The 1026-nt window shown below is 45.1% G+C and carries 1 protein-coding gene; it reads right to left on the reverse strand.

Going from position 1 to position 1026, the window contains the following annotated elements:
- Window positions 1-1026 (reverse strand): MBG domain-containing protein (locus QUH73_RS20760; protein WP_289532360.1); only part of this gene is annotated, 1026 nt, incomplete at both ends.

The following is a 1026-nucleotide window of genomic DNA, read 5'->3' on the forward strand; positions in this document are numbered from 1 at the left end:
AGTCTTTACTCACAAAAGTTAAAGTGTAATTCGATCCGGCACTTAGCGTTCCCTGCCCGATGGCGTATGAACCAACATTTTCTCCTGTTGCTCTTGAAAGCGCTCCGCTGAAAGAATCACCGGTCTCCAAGGTTGAAGACGTCGTGTAGGTGAACGTCGGATCTGCATCACCGTAAACTTTAGTCTGATCTGCATCGGCCGTTACTGTTATTGATTTTTGGGTGATGCTAAAGTCTTTGCTGACAAAAGTTAAATCGTAGTTCGATCCGGCACTTAGCGTTCCCTGCCCGATGGCGTAAGAACCAACATTTTCTCCTGTTGCTCTTGAAAGCGCTCCGCTGAAAGAGTCACCGGTCTCCAGGCTTGCTGATGCCGTGTAAGTATATGTCGGATCTGCATCTCCGTAAACTTTAGTCTGACCTGCATCAGCTGTTACTGTTATTGCTTTTTGGGTGATGCTAAAATCTTTGCTGACAAAAGTTAGATCGTAGTTAGATCCGGCACTTAGCGTTCCCTGCCCGATGGCGTAAGAACCAACATCTTCTCCTGTTGCTCTTGAAAGTGCTCCGCTGAAAGAATCACCGGTCTCCAGGCTTGCTGATGCCGTGTAAGTATATGTCGGATCTGCATCACCGTAAACTTTAGTCTGACCTGCATCGGCCGTTACAGTTATTGATTTTTGAGTGATATCCAATGAACCAGCAGCAAATGTAATGGCATAATTGGATGAAGTCAATCCTCCCGGAGTAATTGCATAGCCGGTTCCAACATTGGTTGCTGTTGTTGCTGTTCCGCTATAAGCAAGTGTACCTGATAAATCACTTTCATCTTCGCCACTTATAAATCCAGAGTAAGTAACAGTAAATCCAATGTATACTGTTCCGTCGTACTCTTTGCTTTTGTTCTCTGCGGCAATGGCTAAGCTTTTTTTAGTGATGCTAAAGTCTTTACTCACAAAAGTTAGATCGTAGTTCGATCCGGCACTTAGCGTTCCCTGTGAAATGGCATAGGAACCTACAGCCTCAC

Origin of the sequence: Labilibaculum sp. K2S, assembly GCF_030372765.1 — a bacterium.
Classification (GTDB): Bacteria; Bacteroidota; Bacteroidia; order Bacteroidales; family Marinifilaceae; genus Labilibaculum.